Origin of the sequence: Vibrio sp. 779(2023), assembly GCF_033344285.1 — a bacterium.
GTDB classification, from domain to species: Bacteria; Pseudomonadota; Gammaproteobacteria; order Enterobacterales; family Vibrionaceae; genus Vibrio; species Vibrio alginolyticus.
The window spans coordinates 23,032-37,612 of record NZ_JAWPOM010000022.1 but is presented as its reverse complement, the minus strand read 5'-3'; the positions used below and the strand labels follow the sequence as shown (position 1 = coordinate 37,612).

The window sequence follows — 14,581 nt, the reverse complement described above, 5'->3', positions numbered from 1 at the left end:
TCTCATCTAGGCCTCAAGCTTGGCAATTAGTTGGTCCAATTTGTGAGGCTCATCAAGACTTATCGTCAATTTCGCTTTTCCGTTTGCAGAACGGGTAAGAGAAACTTTTGCATCAAGCAGCTGACTCAATTTATGCGACATTTGCTCGGCTTCGGTATCCTCTTGTTGCCCTTTTTGCTCATTTTGTGGGGCTAAGCACTTTTTTACTAACTGTTCGGTTTGGCGAACAGTCATTTGCTTCTTAGCCACTTGTTGAGCTACTTCGACTTGCTGTTCGCCTTCTAACGCTAACAGAGCTCGAGCATGACCCATTTCCAATTTTTTATCTGCAACCAGACCTTTTACATCAACTTCCAACTGATTCAGACGTAATAGGTTACTGACCGTCGTTCTTGATTTACCAATCACATCGGCCACTTGCTGATGTGTCAGCGTGAATTCATCTTGTAGACGCTCAAGCGCTTGGGCTTCCTCAATCACATTCAAGTCTTCACGTTGAATGTTTTCAATCAACGCCATGGCGATGGCGGCACGATCTTCAACTTTTTTCACCAAACACGGCACGCGTTTTAAACCCGCCTGCCTTGCAGCACGCCAGCGGCGCTCACCTGCGATGATCTCAAACTGACCATTTTCGACCTGGCGAACCACGATTGGTTGAATAATGCCTTGTGATTGAATCGAAGCCGCTAGTTCTTCTAGCGCTTCAGGCGCCATATCTTTACGCGGTTGGTATACGCCCGGCTGCAATTGACCAATCGCTAAATCGGTTAACTCACCGTCTGCCGATAATTCTTGGCTATGCGATGCAATATGCTGTTTTTCACGAGCAAACGAACTGGTCGACAATAACGCATCCAGTCCTTTTCCGAGACCACGCTTAGACATGGGATTGAATTCCTTAGGTTAGAGTTAAACTGGGATTTCTTCGCGGCGGAGCATTTCGCCCGCTAGAGCAAGATACGCTTTGGCACCTGCGGAGTACTTATCGTAGTACATTGCAGGCTTACCGTGACTTGGTGCTTCAGCCAAACGAACATTACGCGGAATGACAGTACGGTAAACTTTATTCCCAAAGTGTTTTTTAAGTTGATCGGATACTTCATTCGATAAGCGGTTGCGTGGGTCGTACATGGTACGCAATAAACCTTCGATTTTGAGGTTTTCATTCACAACAGCCGCTAACTTGCTGATTGTATCCATAAGAGCAGTTAAACCTTCTAACGCAAAGTATTCACATTGCATCGGCACCAACACAGAGTCAGCTGCCGCCATCGCATTGATTGTAAGAAGGTTTAGAGAAGGAGGACAATCAATAAAGATGAAATCATAGTTATCGCGAACTGACGACAATGCATTTTTTAGACGCACTTCACGAGCGAAAACTTCCATCAATTTGATTTCTGCCGCGGTTACGTCTCCGTTCGCCGCGATCAAATCATACTTCCCTGTTGTTTGGGTACAAACGACTTGATCGAACGGTGTATCTTCGACCAAAAGATCGTATGCGGTGGCGTCGACCATATACTTATCCACGCCACTGGCCATCGTAGCATTGCCTTGCGGGTCGAGATCGATCACCAAAACCTTGCGCTTTGTTGCCGCCATCGAAGCCGCTAAGTTAATGCACGTTGTTGTTTTGCCGACCCCACCTTTCTGGTTGGCTATTGCTACAATTTTACCCACGATTACCTCGCTAATTTTCCTTGCGCGATAAGATTACTAGATGACGATCACCTTCCAACTCAGGAACAGCCAAAGATATGATCTCTGTCACACTGCACCATTCAGGAAGCTGATCCATTTCATCTTTAGGGTGCTGTCCTTTCAGCGCTAGAAACACCCCGTGCTCTTGTTTCGGCAAATGGTGGCACCATTCCACCATGTCTGTCATTGAAGCAAAAGCTCGACTCAAAACGCCATCAAATTTTTCTTCAGGATGGAATTCTTCGACGCGACTTTGAATTGGTGTCACGTTTTTCAGCCCTAATGTGTGCACGACTTGCTTGATAAAACGGATGCGTTTGCCAAGACTGTCGAGCAAAAAGAAGGTTTTCTCAGGGTTCATGATTGCCAAAGGGATGCCCGGTAACCCCGGACCAGTACCAACATCAATGAAGCGCTCACCGGACAGGTGTGCGCTTACAACGATACTATCAAGAATATGTTTCACTAACATATCAAGCGGATCACGTACCGATGTTAAATTGTACGCTTTGTTCCATTTGTCGAGCAGTTCGACATAACCAACTAACTGCTCTCGTTGCTGTTCTGACACTTCCAAATCGGTTTTCGCGATCAGTGAATCCAGCTTTGTTCGCAATGCGCTCATTATTCTTCCTCACCTTTCTTCAACAAACCATGCTTTTTCAAGTGAACAAGTAGAATAGAAATTGCAGCAGGCGTAATACCAGAAATGCGTGATGCAATACCGATGCTCTCTGGTTTGGCCTCGCTCAGTTTAGCAACGACTTCGTTTGATAAACCTTTTACATCGCGGTAATCCAAATCAGCAGGTAACTTGGTATTTTCGTGACGCAGTGATTTTTCGATCTCTTCCTGCTGACGCTTGATGTAACCATCGTATTTCACTTGAATTTCAACTTGCTCAGCCGCTTGCTGATCTTCAAGTGCAGGAGCAAACGCTTCAAGTTGCGTCAGTTGCGAATAAGTGATCTCTGGACGACGCAGAAGATCCTCACCACTCGCTTCACGGGCCATTGGGGTTTTCAGCAGCTTGTTCAGCTCATCAACACCCTCTGACTTCGGATTCATCCACGTTGCTTTCAAACGCTGACGCTCCGTTTCCATATTGTTGATTTTCTCGTTAAAGCGAGCCCAACGAACATCATCAATCAAGCCTAGCTCGCGCGCTTTTTCCGTTAAACGCAAATCGGCATTATCTTCACGAAGTAGCAAGCGGTATTCCGCACGAGAAGTGAACATGCGGTACGGCTCTTTGGTACCCATGGTCGATAAGTCATCAATCAACACGCCCATGTAAGCTTGGTCACGACGTGGGCTCCAGCCTTCTTTGTCTTGGCTAAACAAGCTTGCGTTTAGACCGGCCATCAAGCCTTGCGCTGCGGCTTCTTCGTAGCCAGTCGTACCATTAATCTGGCCAGCAAAGAACAAACCATGGATGAACTTCGTCTCGTACGTTTGCTTCAAATCACGTGGATCGAAGAAATCATATTCAATCGCATAACCTGGGCGAACGATGTGTGCATTTTCAAACCCTTTCATTGAGCGCACGATTTGTACTTGCACATCAAATGGCAAGCTGGTCGAGATACCATTAGGGTATAACTCGTGCGTGGTTAGGCCTTCTGGCTCAATGAAGATTTGGTGGCTGTTTTTGTCAGCGAAACGCATCACTTTGTCTTCAATAGACGGACAGTAACGAGGACCAATACCTTCAATCACACCTGCGTACATTGGACTGCGATCCAAGTTACTACGGATCACATCGTGAGTTTGTTCATTGGTGTGGGTAATGAAACATGGAATCTGACGCGGATGCTGTTCACGTTTGCCCATGAACGAGAATACAGGCGTTGGGTTATCACCGTGCTGAGCTTCTAGCACTGAAAAATCAACTGTACGAGCATCAATGCGCGGTGGAGTACCTGTTTTTAAACGATCCACACGGAACGGCAGTTCACGCAGTCGATCCGCTAATGCGATCGATGGTGGATCCCCGGCACGACCACCAGACGAGCTTTCCATACCTATGTGGATCTTACCACCAAGGAAGGTACCCACGGTTAGCACAACGGCTTTCGCATGGAAGCGAAGTCCCATTTGAGTTACCACACCAACTGCGCGATCTTGTTCAACAATCAGATCATCAACTGACTGCTGGAACAACGTTAAGTTAGGCGCATTTTCTAATGCATTACGAACGTACGCTTTGTACAGAGCGCGATCGGCTTGAGCTCGAGTTGCTCGTACTGCAGGACCTTTGGAGGCATTTAGTGTACGAAACTGAATACCTGCATGGTCGATGGCTTCAGCCATCAAACCGCCCATAGCATCTACTTCTTTTACTAAGTGACCTTTACCAATACCACCGATCGCCGGATTACAAGACATCTGGCCTAATGTATCGATGTTATGGGTAAGGAGAAGCGTTTTTTGTCCTGTGCGTGCAGATGCGAGCGCGGCTTCCGTTCCTGCGTGTCCGCCACCGACAACAATGACGTCAAAGTTTTCGTGATAAAGCATGAACTGACCTCAGGTATTCAAAGGGATTTAATGGACAGATAAAGGAGCCGTATTTTACCTGCTTTATGCCAGAGAGAAAAACGTTTTCTCGTTTTATCCGTTTTAAGCTTCAAGATAAATATATATAAGATCTATATATATGATCTTTTATTAGATCTACTATTAGGATCGAGCGTTTCTGTGGATAACCTAAAAATGATCAACAAGATCATGGATCTTCTTTGGATCATATCTTGTGATCATGATTGGATCAGATCGAGGATTACCTGGGATCAAAAGTGGTGGTTATACACAGGGGGTAAAATTGATCAAAGTTGTTATTGGGATAACTAAAGGAAAATCACTGGATCTTATTGTAGTTATCCACAGTCTGTTTGGTTGGTTTTTGAGCGGTTAAACAAAATAATTTGGTGGGAGTTATTCACATGGGAGAAAACAGAGCCGAATTTCGACTCTGTTGAAGGGAAAGTCGTGAGTTTAAAAACGTTCGATATTCTCTTTTAACCACATCTCTGCGGCGTCTTCTGGCACATCATGGCTCAGTACATCGATTTTAAAGCAATCTGCGAGAGGGGTTGCACCAATATCCTCTAATAAATCATAAGCGTGTTGACCAGCGGCACAGAACGTATCGTAGCTAGAGTCACCAATCGCAATCACCGCAAATTTTACATCAGTCATTTTTGGCGGTGTATTTTGTAATGCTGCGATAAAAGGTTGGATATTATCAGGATACTCACCAGCTCCATGTGTAGAGGTGATCACCAACCACGTACCTTGATTTTCGATATCACTGAGGGAAGGCTGGTTGTGGATCGTTGTTTCAAATCCATTCTCGTTGAGTAGATCACTCAGGTGATCCCCTACGTATTCTGCGCCACCTAACGTGCTGCCTGTAATAATGTGGATCATACTTCTTCCTTATTGAATGCGACGGCTAAAGCTCATGGATGGCTTGCCGTACAAAAAGAAACGCGGTGTGAGTTAAGCTCAGCACCGCGCGTTCGATTGTTTACTTCCCGATACAGAATGAAGAGAAGATTCGTCCCAGTAAGTCGTCAGAACTGAACTCACCGGTAATCTCATTGAGATGTTGTTGGGTGATGCGTAGCTCTTCAGCCAATATTTCACCAGCCATATAGCCTTCAAGCTGCTCCTGGCCTATTTGAAGGTGCTGTGCGGCACGTTCTAATGCATCGAGATGACGACGACGAGCCATAAACCCACCTTCACTGTTGCCAGAGAAGCCCATACACTCCTTGAGATGATCGCGCAGAGCTTCAACCCCTGCACCAGTCTTCGCTGACAAACGGATAAGGGTAGGGTTATTGACGTGGCAGATCCCCATATCTTCACCCGTTTGATCCGCTTTATTACGGATCACAGTTATACCAATGTTGTCTGGTAGGCGATCCACAAAATCTGGCCAGATATCTTTCGGATCGGTGGCATCGGTTGTCGTGCCATCCACCATGAACAACACGCGGTCTGCTTGGGCTATTTCATCCCACGCGCGTTCGATACCGATTTTCTCTACTTCATCGGAAGCATCACGCAAACCTGCTGTATCAATGATGTGCAGAGGCATGCCATCAATATGGATATGCTCACGCAGTACATCACGCGTGGTTCCTGCGATGTCGGTTACGATTGCAGACTCTTTACCCGATAGTGCGTTCAGTAGGCTTGATTTGCCCGCGTTTGGACGACCCGCAATCACGACTTTCATCCCTTCACGCATAATAGCGCCTTGGTTAGCTTCTTTGCGCACCGCATCTAGGTTGTCGATGATGGCTTGTAGGTCACCAGCCACTTTACCGTCGGCCAAAAAGTCGATCTCTTCTTCAGGGAAGTCGATGGCTGCTTCAACATAGATACGCAAATGAATCAGCGACTCAACTAAGGTATTAATGCGGCCTGAAAATGCGCCCTGTAAGGATTGCAGTGCCGATTTTGCTGCTTCTTCAGAACTGGCATCAATGAGGTCTGCGATCGCCTCGGCTTGAGCGAGGTCGAGTTTATCGTTCAGAAATGCGCGTTCAGAGAACTCACCAGGGCGAGCAGCTCGAATACCATCTATACCTAGAATGCGTTTTATCAGCATATCCATCACGACAGGGCCGCCATGGCCTTGCAGCTCAAGTACGTCTTCACCGGTAAATGAGTGTGGGTTAGGGAAGTACAGTGCGATGCCCTGATCAAGCACAGTGCCATCTTTTGACTTAAACGGCAGGTACTCTGCGTAGCGGGGCTTTAGTGTTTTGCCAGTGACTTCTAACGCCACTTGGTTGGCTTTAGGGCCAGAAACTCGAATAATACCGACACCGCCACGACCAGGCGCGGTCGCTTGAGCGACAATCGTATCTGTAGTCATAATTTTGCCTTTTGAGCTGGGCTATAGGGAAGATACCTAGGGAGCCATCACAATTAATTAGCTGAATTGTAATCAGCCAAAAACAAAAAGGCGACCTTTTGGCCGCCTTTCTCAATCATTTCCTAAAAGGTTACTTGCTGTGTAAGCCTTTTTTCTCTAATCCTTTGTAGATCAGAGTTTGCTGGATAAGCGTTACGATGTTCGACACCAACCAGTACAGAACGAGACCTGATGGGAAGAACAAGAAGAAGAAGGTAAACATAACCGGCATAAAGGTCATGATCTTCTGCTGCATTGGATCCGTTACCGTTGTCGGGCTCATCTTCTGGATTAGGAACATAGACGCACCCATCAATAGCGGCAGGATGTAGTAAGGGTCCTGCGCTGAAAGGTCATGAATCCAACCGAAGAATGGTGAGTGACGTAGCTCTACCGATTCCATTAGCGCCCAGTATAGTGCGATGAAAATAGGCATCTGTAGGATAAGAGGTAGACAACCACCTAGTGGGTTCACTTTCTCTTTCTTGTACAGTTCCATCATTTCTTGGCTCATGCGCTGACGGTCATCACCGATACGCTCACGCATTGCTTGCAGCTTAGGCTGTAGCATGCGCATTTTCGCCATAGACGTGTATTGCGCTTTTGTTAGTGGGTACATTGCACCACGAACGATGAAGGTCAGACAGATGATTGCCACACCCCAGTTACCAACAAAGCTCTGGATGAATGAAAGCAACATATGAAGAGGCTTCGCAATGAACCATAACCAGCCGTAGTCCACTACTAGGTCTAGGTTAGGTGCCACTTCTGCCATTTCATCTTGCAGTTTTGGACCAACCCAAAGTGTTGCTTCAAACTTAGCCTGATCGCCTGTTGCGATAGTTTTGTTTGGCATACGAACGCCGATGTCGCCTAGGTTGCCAATTACACGAGTGTATAGGTTAGTACCTGGTTCGTTACGTGGGATCCAAGCTGCGGCAAAGTAGTGCTGAATCATTGCTGCCCAACCTTGGCCATCGGCTAGGTTAAGAGACAGGTTGCGATCCTGCATATCATCAAAGCTGTACTTCTTGTAACGCGTATCTTCTGTTGAGTATGCGCCACCACGGTAAGTAGGCATTGTGATGCTACCACCATCGTCCATTAGGTTTTGACGTAGGTGAGCGTACATACCAAATGTTGCGTTGTTGCCTGAGTTGTTCACTACATCGTATTCAACATTAAGCGCGTAGCTGCCGCGTTTAAAGATGTAAGTTTTGGTGTATTCGATGCCGTTTGCAGTGAATGTCATCGGAACGCGAAGTTCATCTTGACCGTCAGCCATTGTGAAGCTGTCTGCACTTACGTTGTAGTGAGGGCGATTTGTGCTGCTCAAGTCGATACCTTGAGGACCCACTAGACCGCTTTGAGCGATAAATTGGTGACCTTGAGCGTCTTTAAGCAGAACAAAGGAATCTGATGAATCTAACTCAGCAGAGTATTCGTTAAGGTTGGCATGTACCACATCGCCACCAACGGTGTCGATCGACAGAGTTAAAACATCAGTCGTTACTGTGATAGTTTTTGCAGAAGCTTGCTGTTGACCAGGAACTGGGTCAAGTTCATCAGCAAAAGATGGTGCAGGTAGAGTGCTGCTTGATTGAGCCTGTTCAACTGCTTGAGGTTCTGGATTCTTTGCAACTTGCCATTGTTGAAACAGCAAAAAAGAAACCAGGGCCAAACCGATGAGCAGGATATTACGTTGAGAATCCATCGTTAGTTATCTCTGTCTTGTTTTTGGACTGGTGGAACGGGGTCATACCCCCCTTCATTCAAAGGGTGGCATTTTAATAGACGTTTGCCTGATAACCAACATCCTTTTACAAAACCGTGAGCTCTCAAAGCTTCTAGCGCGTAAGTGGAACAGGTTGGTGTGAACCGGCAACGAGGACCAATCAAAGGGCTGATAAACCAGCGATACAGATAAACGAGCCCAATGGCTATCCACGTGAAGGGCGAGACAGGCGTTGCCATAGCTTATCAAACAACTTAAAAATTTCCTCATTGCTTAAATCTTGCGCGCTTTTCTTTGCAATCACAACAAAATCTTTGTTTGGAAGCTGATGTTGATTGTTACGAAAGCTTTCACGAGCCAAACGCTTAAATCGGTTACGACCGACAGCCGTTTTGATTTGCTTTTTGGGAACCGCTAAACCTAATCGTGGGTGAGAAAGTTTGTTATTGCGAGCAATGATGGTGAAATGAGGCGAGCCAGCTCGATGAGCTTGCTGGAAGACGTTTTGATAATGCTCGGGAGTTAACAAACGTAACTCCCGATTAAACGCGTACGTGTTCAAAATAAACTAGCGATTATTTTGATAGGCGCGCACGGCCTTTTGCACGACGTGCGTTGATAACTTTACGACCGTTCTTAGTTGCCATGCGAGCACGGAAGCCGTGAGTACGCTTGCGCTTTAGAACTGTAGGTTGAAAAGTGCGTTTCATGATAATTACCTTTACTGATCAGTAGTTTTAGGTTCTTGTTAAACCCGGCGTGGGTATTTGCTTTCTTATATAAAGAAGCTCTTTATATAGAGAAGGACAACCGACGCCTCTCAACAAAGAGGCGGAATTGTAATCACACTCACATAATGTGTCAATGACTCAATGAGTACGAAATTCCGGCCGGGCGATTATACGTAGTGTGAGTAAAATCTCAAGGATCAATCGATCCTGATGCTTGATCGTTACTCTATTCCTACTTGGTTAAGGAATTTTTTCAAACGAGGATCTTGTGGATTATCGAAGATATCCTGTGGAGAACCTTGCTCAACGATATTGCCTTCCGCCATGAAGATCACTCTATCAGCGACTTCTTTCGCGAATTGCATCTCGTGCGTCACCACTAGCATGGTTTGATGCTGATTAGCTAACTTCTTCATTAATGAGAGAACTTCACCGACCCATTCAGGATCCAGCGCAGAAGTTGGTTCGTCAAACAACAGCAGTTCTGGTTGTAGCGCCATCGCTCGGCCGATACCCACACGTTGTTGTTGGCCGCCAGATAATGCCGCTGGATAACTATCGCCTTTATCCCCAAGGCCGATGTCATCCAGAATTTGTTGCGCTCGTTTGAGAGCATCGGCTTTTTTCCAACCTCGAACGGTCACTAGACCTTCGGCAATGTTCTGGCGCGCATTCATATGGGCAAACAGGGCATAGTTTTGGAACACAAAGCCAGTTCGACGACGCAGCGCTAATACTTCGGCTTTAGTGTGTTTTTGAGTATCAACGGAGATGTCATCTATCGTTATACGACCTTCATCTGCTTGTTCTAGGAAGTTCACCGTACGCAGCAAGGTTGATTTACCCGTACCACTTGAGCCGATAATCACGATGATCTCACCTTGCTTAATATCGAGGTCGATGCCTTTCAGCACTTCAGTCTCACCAAAACGTTTGTGAATATTTTCTAACTTAATCATCGTACGTACGCCTTATTCAGTTTTGCTTCTGCCCAGATTTGTACGCGAGTCAGAATCACCACCACGCCCCAGTAAATAAGAGCAACCGCAAGGAAAGCTTCAAAGAAACGGAAACTTGATGAGGCTTCCATCTGTGCTTTCGCCATGATTTCGGCCACACCAAGCGTGAAGGCGAGAGACGTTGACTTGATCATATCGATGAAATAGTTCATCAATGAAGGCAGTGCGACACGCGTTGCTTGAGGTAAAATCACTCGGCGCATTGCTTGGGATGTCGTCATACCGACCGATAAGCTCGCTTCCATTTGGCTGCGATCAATACCAATAATGGCGGCACGAATACTTTCCGCCATATAAGCGGCAAAGTGCAGCGTTAAACCGATAACCGCTGCTGAAAAGGCGTCGATACCGACCATCAATGGAAAAATTTGCGGTAAGCCGTAATAAAGCAGGAAAAGCTGAACCAACAGTGGGGTGCCACGGAAGAAGCTGATGTACAGTTGGCTTAATTGATCCAGAACTGGCAGTTTAAATACGCGAATATTGGCTAAAATGACGGATAAAATCAGCGAAAACACCAATCCCCATGTCGCCATTTCCATGGTTGTGCCAAGATATTTCAGCAATATCGGCAGCAGTTCCAACATGTAATTAAAGTCAAATCCCATACGGCTTACCTAAAGGCTAGAGAAAAGAAAAGGTGGAAAACAAGTTCCACCTTTACGTAAGTTTATTTTAGTCCGAGAGTGATACCACTTTGCGGCCTAAAGTACAAAGAGTTCTTATTTCGTGATGTCAGCGCCAAACCACTTCACGGAAATTTTCTCTACTGTACCATCTGCGCGCATCTCAGCCAGTGCTTTGTTTACTTCTTCTTGCAGCTTACGACCTTTCTCGTTGTCAACGAAAGGCCATGCGTTTTGAATGGTCTCAAACGGTTCGCCTGCCAATTCCAGAGGAAGGCCAGTTTTCTTAATCAGCTCTAACGCAGAAAGACGATCCATTACAAATGCATCTGCTCGACCGAGCGCCACGTCATGTTCGATACCTGTGTCGTACGTTTTAATGTTGATCTTGCCGTCTTTGTCGTATTGACGCAGCAGTTGTTCAAAGTTAGAGCCTAGGTTCACCGCAACGGTTTTGCCCGCAAGATCGTCAACACCTTTGATGCTGTCGTTGCCTTTACGCACGGTAATTTGTGCGCCATCTACAACGTAAGGGTCAGCAAATAGGTATTTAGCTTTACGCTCGTCAGTCATGGTGATTTGGTTGGAGATCGTATCGATACGACCAGTTTCTAAAAGACCAAATAAACCAGAGAAGTTGGCTGTTACGTATTCGATTTTGTAATCGTTACGTTTACCGATTTCATCCCACATGTCGACTTCAAAGCCTTGTAGCTTGTCTTGCTTTACAAAAGTAAACGGGAAGTAGCGACCTGACATACCAACTTTGACTTCAGTAGCGGCTTGTACGGTTGCTGCCGACAGTGCAATGGCTGCAACGGCAACCTTAATCCAGTTTTTCATAATACATCTCCATAATTTTATGGTTGGAAATACTACTGTTAGTTAGCTCAATTAAATAAATAACCAAGAGCAATAACCTAGACCTGTGAGTTATTAGATAATAGAAGAAGAATGTTAAATGTGACGAAAATGCGAACTGAACCTAGCGAAATGATCGACAAAATCAGCATTGGGAATAAAATAATACACAGACTTATCACCAATCGCTCGATCTTGTGAATTTTGCCCAATTGTGGATCGTTGTGTGGGCAAATTTGGGGCAAGGTGTGTTGATCTCATCAAGTTTGCAGAAATAATTGTGAATAACTTGGATCTTATTCACTGGATCGTCGATCAATCGCTGGCGATCTTGGTTATCAACAGGTAAAATTGCCAGTCTTTTCCGATAATTCAATTACTCAGTGGGGGCACCGTGTCATCTTCGCTTTGGCTGCAATGTTTGCAGCAGCTTCAAGAAGAGCTACCAGCTACAGAATTCAGCATGTGGGTTCGTCCGCTACAAGCGGAGCTCAATGACAATACTCTCACTCTATTCGCGCCAAACCGCTTTGTGTTGGACTGGGTGCGTGATAAGTATCTGAACAATATTACTCGCTTACTGCAGGAATACTGCGGTGGCGATATTCCTAACTTACGTTTTGAAGTGGGGAGCCGACCTGTCTCTGCACCAAAACCAGCGCCGACACGTACGCCTGCAGATGTGGCTGCCGAGTCATCTGCTCCTGCGCAATTACAGGCGCGTAAGCCAGTACACAAAACCTGGGATGACGACGCTCAAGCGATTGCGGCTATCAATCACCGCTCAAACATGAACCCAAAACACAAGTTCGATAACTTTGTTGAAGGTAAGTCGAACCAACTGGGTTTGGCTGCGGCGCGTCAGGTATCGGATAACCCAGGTGCAGCTTACAACCCACTATTCCTATACGGCGGCACGGGTTTGGGTAAAACCCACTTATTGCATGCGGTGGGTAACGCGATTGTGGATAACAACCCGAACGCAAAAGTGGTCTACATGCACTCAGAACGTTTTGTGCAAGACATGGTGAAAGCGCTGCAAAACAATGCGATTGAAGAATTCAAACGCTACTACCGCAGCGTGGATGCGCTCCTTATCGATGACATCCAATTCTTTGCTAATAAAGAACGTTCACAAGAAGAATTCTTCCATACCTTCAACGCACTATTGGAAGGTAATCAGCAGATCATTCTAACGTCTGACCGTTATCCTAAAGAAATTAATGGCGTTGAAGATCGTCTTAAATCTCGCTTTGGTTGGGGTCTTACTGTTGCGATCGAGCCACCTGAGCTTGAAACGCGTGTGGCGATCTTGATGAAAAAAGCCGAAGATCACCAAATCCACCTTGCTGATGAAGTGGCATTCTTCATTGCCAAGCGTCTGCGTTCGAACGTTCGTGAGCTCGAAGGTGCACTGAACCGTGTTATCGCGAACGCGAACTTTACTGGTCGTCCAATTACGATTGATTTTGTTCGTGAAGCGCTGCGCGATCTGCTTGCTCTACAAGAGAAGCTGGTGACGATCGATAACATTCAAAAGACCGTGGCGGAATACTACAAGATTAAAGTGGCGGACTTGCTGTCTAAGCGTCGTTCTCGTTCTGTAGCGCGTCCTCGTCAGCTGGCCATGGCGTTAGCAAAAGAACTAACCAACCATAGCTTGCCTGAAATTGGCGATGCGTTTGGGGGCCGCGATCATACGACCGTACTTCATGCGTGTCGCAAGATTGAGCAGCTGCGTGAAGAGAGCCACGACATTAAAGAAGATTACTCTAACTTGATTCGCACCCTGTCTTCGTAATCGGTTAGAATAACGGTATTCTAAGCAAATCATTTATTGAGCTGACAGCGTAAAGAGCCAAGCATGAAATTTACCATTGAACGTAGTCATTTAATCAAACCGCTACAGCAGGTTTCGGGCGCTTTAGGTGGCCGACCAACTCTGCCAATCCTGGGTAACCTACTTCTTAAAGTAGAAGAGAACGTATTGTCGATGACGGCAACCGATCTTGAAGTAGAGTTAGTAAGCAAAGTGACGCTAGAAGGTGATTTTGAAGCGGGCAGCATTACCGTTCCTTCGCGTAAGTTTCTCGATATCTGTCGTGGTTTACCGGACGATGCGATCATCACATTTGTATTAGAAGGTGATCGCGTACAAGTTCGCTCTGGTCGCAGCCGTTTCTCGTTGGCAACGCTTCCTGCAAACGATTTCCCTAATATTGAAGACTGGCAAAGTGAAGTGGAAGTATCACTGAGCCAAGCTGATTTACGTACGCTGATCGACAAAACTCAGTTCTCGATGGCGAATCAAGACGTTCGTTACTACCTCAACGGCATGTTGTTTGAAATTGACGGCACCACGCTACGCAGCGTAGCGACGGACGGCCACCGTATGGCGGTATCGCAAACTCAGCTAGGTGCGGACTTTGCGCAGAAGCAAATCATCGTGCCACGCAAAGGTGTGCAAGAATTAGTAAAGTTGATGGATGCGCCAGAGCAGCCCGTAGTACTTCAGATCGGTAGCTCCAATGTTCGTGCTGAGGTGAATAACTTTACTTTTACCTCTAAGTTGGTTGATGGTCGTTTCCCTGACTACCGCCGTGTATTGCCTCAGAGCACCAATAAGACACTAATAGCAAGTTGTGACGAGTTGCGCCAAGCCTTCTCTCGTGCTGCTATTCTTTCCAACGAAAAATTCCGTGGCGTGCGTGTGAATCTGGCTGATACTGAAATGCGCATAACCGCGAATAACCCAGAACAAGAAGAAGCGGAAGAGATGCTTGATGTAACCTTTGAAGGTGACGCCATCGAAATCGGCTTTAACGTAAGCTATGTGCTTGATGTTCTGAACACGTTGCGTTGTGAAAATGTACGTGTGTCGATGTCGGATGCTAACGCTAGCGCGTTGATTGAAAATGCCGACGATGACAGTGCCATGTACGTGGTGATGCCAATTCGTCTATAAGCCA

Annotated in this window: 15 protein-coding genes; 2 read left to right on the top strand and 13 right to left on the bottom strand. The window is 46.2% G+C overall.

Annotation, left to right across the window (positions count from 1 at the left end; genetic code table 11):
- Positions 1 to 6 precede the first annotated feature (6 nt).
- The 13 genes from R8O70_RS20740 to R8O70_RS20680 all read right to left on the bottom strand — a co-directional run bounded on the left by R8O70_RS20740 (position 7) and on the right by R8O70_RS20680 (position 11,594).
- Entirely contained in the window at positions 7 to 888 is an 882-nt protein-coding gene (locus R8O70_RS20740; RefSeq protein WP_005383840.1) for a ParB/RepB/Spo0J family partition protein, read from the bottom strand.
- Between the two features lie 24 nt (positions 889 to 912).
- The gene (locus R8O70_RS20735) at positions 913 to 1,686 is read right to left on the bottom strand and encodes a ParA family protein (RefSeq protein WP_005383838.1); all 774 of its coding nucleotides are present in this window, start codon (positions 1,684 to 1,686) and stop codon (positions 913 to 915) included.
- 10 nt (positions 1,687 to 1,696) lie between these two features.
- Positions 1,697 to 2,332, bottom strand: a complete 636-nt coding sequence (gene rsmG, locus R8O70_RS20730; RefSeq protein ID WP_017635595.1) for a 16S rRNA (guanine(527)-N(7))-methyltransferase RsmG — start codon at positions 2,330 to 2,332, stop codon at positions 1,697 to 1,699.
- Complete coding sequence (gene mnmG, locus R8O70_RS20725; protein WP_005378901.1) at positions 2,332 to 4,227, bottom strand: tRNA uridine-5-carboxymethylaminomethyl(34) synthesis enzyme MnmG; 1,896 nt, start codon at positions 4,225 to 4,227, stop codon at positions 2,332 to 2,334. Before mnmG ends, rsmG begins: the two co-directional genes overlap by 1 nt.
- A 477-nt stretch (positions 4,228 to 4,704) precedes the next feature.
- A complete protein-coding gene (mioC, locus tag R8O70_RS20720; RefSeq protein ID WP_005378900.1) occupies positions 4,705 to 5,139 on the bottom strand; it encodes an FMN-binding protein MioC in 435 nt (144 codons plus the stop codon).
- Positions 5,140 to 5,239: 100 nt separating this feature from the next.
- Complete coding sequence (gene mnmE, locus R8O70_RS20715; RefSeq protein WP_158173538.1) at positions 5,240 to 6,601, bottom strand: tRNA uridine-5-carboxymethylaminomethyl(34) synthesis GTPase MnmE; 1,362 nt, start codon at positions 6,599 to 6,601, stop codon at positions 5,240 to 5,242.
- Between the two features lie 130 nt (positions 6,602 to 6,731).
- A complete protein-coding gene (gene yidC, locus R8O70_RS20710; RefSeq protein WP_005383834.1) occupies positions 6,732 to 8,354 on the bottom strand; it encodes a membrane protein insertase YidC in 1,623 nt (540 codons plus the stop codon).
- Positions 8,355 to 8,356: 2 nt separating this feature from the next.
- On the bottom strand, positions 8,357 to 8,614 hold the full coding sequence (gene yidD / locus R8O70_RS20705) for a membrane protein insertion efficiency factor YidD (protein WP_005378822.1): 258 nt from the start codon (positions 8,612 to 8,614) through the stop codon (positions 8,357 to 8,359).
- Positions 8,581 to 8,904 (bottom strand): ribonuclease P protein component, encoded by a 324-nt coding sequence (gene rnpA, locus R8O70_RS20700; protein WP_005394102.1) that lies wholly within the window; start codon positions 8,902 to 8,904, stop codon positions 8,581 to 8,583. The genes yidD and rnpA overlap by 34 nt, the downstream gene beginning before the upstream one ends.
- A 46-nt stretch (positions 8,905 to 8,950) precedes the next feature.
- Positions 8,951 to 9,085, bottom strand: coding sequence for a 50S ribosomal protein L34 (gene rpmH / locus R8O70_RS20695; protein ID WP_005378825.1), 135 nt, complete (start codon positions 9,083 to 9,085; stop codon positions 8,951 to 8,953).
- Positions 9,086 to 9,327: 242 nt separating this feature from the next.
- On the bottom strand, positions 9,328 to 10,065 hold the full coding sequence (locus R8O70_RS20690) for an amino acid ABC transporter ATP-binding protein (protein ID WP_005378827.1): 738 nt from the start codon (positions 10,063 to 10,065) through the stop codon (positions 9,328 to 9,330).
- Complete coding sequence (locus R8O70_RS20685) at positions 10,062 to 10,733, bottom strand: amino acid ABC transporter permease (RefSeq protein WP_005378829.1); 672 nt, start codon at positions 10,731 to 10,733, stop codon at positions 10,062 to 10,064. The genes R8O70_RS20690 and R8O70_RS20685 overlap by 4 nt, the downstream gene beginning before the upstream one ends.
- Before the next feature lie 114 nt (positions 10,734 to 10,847).
- A complete protein-coding gene (locus tag R8O70_RS20680; RefSeq protein WP_005378831.1) occupies positions 10,848 to 11,594 on the bottom strand; it encodes an amino acid ABC transporter substrate-binding protein in 747 nt (248 codons plus the stop codon).
- Positions 11,595 to 12,006: 412 nt separating this feature from the next.
- Between R8O70_RS20680 and dnaA the strand changes: the two genes are divergently transcribed.
- A complete protein-coding gene (gene dnaA, locus R8O70_RS20675; RefSeq protein ID WP_005378835.1) occupies positions 12,007 to 13,413 on the top strand; it encodes a chromosomal replication initiator protein DnaA in 1,407 nt (468 codons plus the stop codon).
- A gap of 63 nt (positions 13,414 to 13,476) precedes the next feature.
- On the top strand, positions 13,477 to 14,577 hold the full coding sequence (gene dnaN, locus R8O70_RS20670; protein ID WP_005394106.1) for a DNA polymerase III subunit beta: 1,101 nt from the start codon (positions 13,477 to 13,479) through the stop codon (positions 14,575 to 14,577).
- Positions 14,578 to 14,581: the final 4 nt, after the last annotated feature.